The 644-nt window shown below is 75.9% G+C and carries 2 pseudogenes; both read right to left on the bottom strand.

Annotation, left to right across the window (positions count from 1 at the left end):
* Window positions 1-199 (bottom strand): annotated as a pseudogene (locus EAO77_RS36420) (DUF721 domain-containing protein); the annotation flags it as partial.
* Window positions 196-644 (bottom strand): annotated as a pseudogene (locus EAO77_RS39185) (hypothetical protein); the annotation flags it as partial. The pseudogenes EAO77_RS36420 and EAO77_RS39185, both read right to left, overlap by 4 nt.

Here is a 644-nt window from a genome sequence, read left to right as displayed (position 1 = left end):
GCAGCGCGATCCAGCGCACCTTCGTGCCGTACGCAGGGGCGTCGGGGACGACCTCCAGGCGGCCGGTGTCCGCATCGAACTTCACCGCCTGGACGTGCCCGGTGAGTTCGGGCGCGGCCGCGGCGAGGATGGTCTCCCACTGGGCGAGGACGCTGCCGCCGGCGGCCGGGGCGACCAGGCCGCGCTCGGTCATCATCATCGTGATCGCCGCGCCGAGCCCGAGCGGCTCGCGGCCGTCCCGCCGCAGAGTCGTGCCGGTGCGCCGCTTCGGCTTCTTCGTCTGAGCGCCGTCCCGGAGATGTCCGGCGTTGACCTCGCCCGCCAGGCCCTGCTCGCTGCCCGGGAGGCGGCGAGGTCGGGCAGGCGCTGGGTCCACGGCGCGGGCCGGACCGGGGTGGGGCGGGCCTGGGTATGCAGCTGCTCCAGCCGCACGGCGAGCAGGTGCTCGGCGGTGCGGGTCTGCGCCTTCGCGGCGGCCTCGGTCGCGGCACGCTGGGCGTCGTCGCTGTCGGGCAGCGCCTGGAACCAGGGCTTGGCGAGCTCGGTGGCGTACGCCTTGCGGGCCTCGGCCTGGGCGTCCTCGCTGCGGCCGAGCATCACCAGGGCCTCGTGCCGGTACTCTGCGGCCGCGCTCTCGGCGGTCA

Origin of the sequence: Streptomyces sp. T39, assembly GCF_008042045.1 — a bacterium.
Taxonomy (GTDB): Bacteria; Actinomycetota; Actinomycetes; order Streptomycetales; family Streptomycetaceae; genus Streptomyces.
Note: the sequence above shows the minus strand (reverse complement) of the source record. Positions and strands in the feature narration are given on the sequence as shown.